The organism is Roseiarcus sp. (genome assembly GCF_052145395.1).
Taxonomy (GTDB): domain Bacteria; phylum Pseudomonadota; class Alphaproteobacteria; order Rhizobiales; family Beijerinckiaceae; genus Roseiarcus.
On sequence record NZ_JBKQOT010000170.1, the window covers coordinates 1 to 2,701 of the forward strand.

3 protein-coding genes are annotated in these 2,701 nt (G+C 65.3%); all 3 read right to left on the reverse strand.

Going from position 1 to position 2,701, the window contains the following annotated elements:
* The coding region (locus tag ACLP25_RS06015) for an ATP-binding protein (RefSeq protein WP_442468320.1) at window positions 1-1,602 on the reverse strand (1,602 nt) is incomplete at its 3' end.
* On the reverse strand, window positions 1,557-2,051 hold the full coding sequence (locus ACLP25_RS06020) for a toll/interleukin-1 receptor domain-containing protein (RefSeq protein ID WP_442468321.1): 495 nt from the start codon (window positions 2,049-2,051) through the stop codon (window positions 1,557-1,559). The genes ACLP25_RS06015 and ACLP25_RS06020, both read right to left, overlap by 46 nt.
* 120 nt (window positions 2,052-2,171) lie before the next feature.
* A partial coding sequence (locus tag ACLP25_RS06025) for a TCP-1/cpn60 chaperonin family protein (protein ID WP_442468322.1) occupies window positions 2,172-2,701 on the reverse strand: 530 nt, incomplete at its 5' end.

Genomic DNA, 2,701 nt, shown 5'->3' on the forward strand with positions numbered 1-2,701 from the left:
AAACAGGCGCGCAAAAATGGGCAAAGTCGAGCTTAGGACCCAGGACCGATGCTGCGGCCTCAGTGTTCCTGCAGGCGTTTCATAGGTCCTGTCGAAGAACCAAGAGATTGCCGCAAGATTGCTGCCTGCAGCACCTAGCTTCTTGCTCGCATAGAATTCGATTAGGCCGTCCGGTGCCAAGCGGCAGATTCTGTTCTTATAGATGTTCTCCAGCGCTTCTCGGTGCCGCCCGCCGCGGCAGCCGTGGACGATAGCCTGATAGAGTGGCGCGAGATCAGCAAGCGTCGGCGTCGTGCCTTCGCGCGTCGTGCGGCGAAGATAGTCATAGACACGGCTGTGCGCGGCTTTCCACGCCGCTTCGTTCGTCGCCTTGAGCCGTTCGCCGAACCATTCGCGCACCAGCGGATGGGCGTCGAGCGCTTCAAGATCGGATGGGTCGGCCGGCGACAGCAGCCGCGCCTCGCGCAAGCGGGCGACGGCGCGCCGCCATTGCTCTTCTTTGAGTCCGGCAAGCTCATCGGTCAGCCCACGTATCGTCGGCTTCGTGCGTAAGGCCTTGAGGCAATCGCCGCTCGCCGGGCGGTCGAACAGGCCGACGCAATAGAGGATGGCGAGCAGGACCGGCTGTGCGGCGAGCCATTCTCTCTCATAGGATTCCATCACCCGCCTCGCGTGATCGTGGCCGGGATCGTCGGCATCGGCGAGCAGGCCGCGGATATGATCGCGCCGGCGCACGTCGCCGTTCTGCGTTTCCTTGATCAGGCTCGCAAGCAGCGTCAGCGCGAGGGGATGGCCGCCGAAATCATCCGAGGCCTGCCTCAGCTCCTTGTCGATCCCCCACACGTCATTGTCGCGCAACAGCTCTGCGCCCGTTTCGTCCGACAGCCTTCCGACATCGACGACCGGGGCCGCGCTGTCCTTGAAGCGCTGGATGTCGGCGACGGCGAGGCGGCTCGTCAGCACGATCAGGCCGTGATCCGCTCGCGGCGGCGCGGCGGCGAAGCGACGCAGAAGCGCCCGCAGACCCTGGTCCTTGAGCTGGCCCTGTTGAGGACCCGGCCCGTGCTGCAGCGGCTCGACACCGTCGAGCACGAGAAGCATGCGCCGCGCCATCAGCGCCTCGGCGATCGCCTCGCCCTTGGCGGTTGCGCTGGTCGATTCGAGTTTCACGCCGAGCTTCGCCAGCGCCCAGTCGAGAAATTCGTCCGCTGCGGTCGCGCGCTCCTTCGAGCCTTGGCTGTAGAACGACCAGCCGAGCACGCAATCCGCGCCACGATACCCGTCGGCTTGCAGGCGGGTCAGCCACTCGTTGACGAGCGCCGACTTGCCCGCGCCGCCCTCGGCGACCAGCGAGATTATCTTGGTCTTGTCGTCGCTCCAGGCTTCGGAAAGCTTCTTCAGGTCCTCGTCGCGCCCGACCAAGCGTTCGTAGGGGGTCTCGGGAAGGCCGGCAATAGCGGTCTGCGGTTCCGGCTTGCCCGACGCGATCCGCGCCGTCTCAGCGAGATCCAAAATCTGCGTTAGGGTTAGGGTTATTTCGTCGGCCTTCTTCTCCGCTATTCCCTTTGCAACGTCGGCGATCTCGTCGGCGGCCTCCGCCATCTGCCGGCTGCGTTCGCTCGGCGACAGACTCGAAAACGGCTTGGCGTCGCGCGGACGAAGGTTCTTGTCGTTGACCGCTCAAGCCCCGCCTTGGGCGTCCAGTCGAGTAGCAGCGGATAGAACCAGACGCCGTCGCCGTTCCGCTGCCGCTCGCGAACGATCGGGATTTCCTTGTCGACGATGTAGTCCGAGCTGGTGGAGTGCGTGGAAACGAGGAGGACGAAGACGTCGCAGGCGCGGAGCTGCGTCTCGATTTCCGGGTTCCAGTCCGCGCCCCCTGGCATGAGCCGGTCTATCCACAGTTCGTACTTTCGGCCCTTCACGCCCGGCCAAAGAAACTTCATCACGAAGCTCAGCCACCGAATCTTGCCCTGGGACGGCTCCTCAGGCGGGTCAGGCTCGTCGGCGTGAGCATAGCTGATGAAAATGATTGGCTTCGCCGAGGACATGGCACGCGCCTCCGGCGAAAGCATTTACCGGGCGCGCGTCGTCCGTCAATCGACGTCAAAGCGAGTCAACAAAAAGGGCGGCCGAAGCCGCCCTTTCCGTACGCGTGAAGCCGCTTGGACTCAGAAGTCCATGCCGCCCATGCCGCCGCCGCCCGGCATCGCCGGGGCGGGCTTGTCCTTCGGCACTTCGGCGACCATTGCCTCGGTGGTGATCAGGAGGCCCGCAACGGAGGCTGCGTCCTGCAACGCGGCGCGCACGACCTTGGCCGGATCGACGATGCCGGCGTCGATCATGTCGACATACTGCTCGGTCTGAGCGTCGAACCCGTAGGTCTCCGACTTGTGCTCGAGGATCTTGCCGACCACGATCGAGCCCTCGACGCCCGAGTTCTCGACGATCTGGCGGATCGGCGATTCGAGCGCGCGCAGCACGATCTTGATGCCGGCCTCCTCGTCGGCGTTCTCGCTCTTGAGCTTGGCGACCGCGGCCTTGGCGCGCAGCAGCGCAACGCCGCCGCCCGCAACGATGCCTTCCTCGACCGCCGCGCGGGTGGCGTTGAGGGCGTCGTCGACGCGGTCCTTCTTCTCCTTGACCTCGACCTCGGTCGCGCCGCCGACGCGGATCACCGCGACGCCGCCCGCGAGCTTGG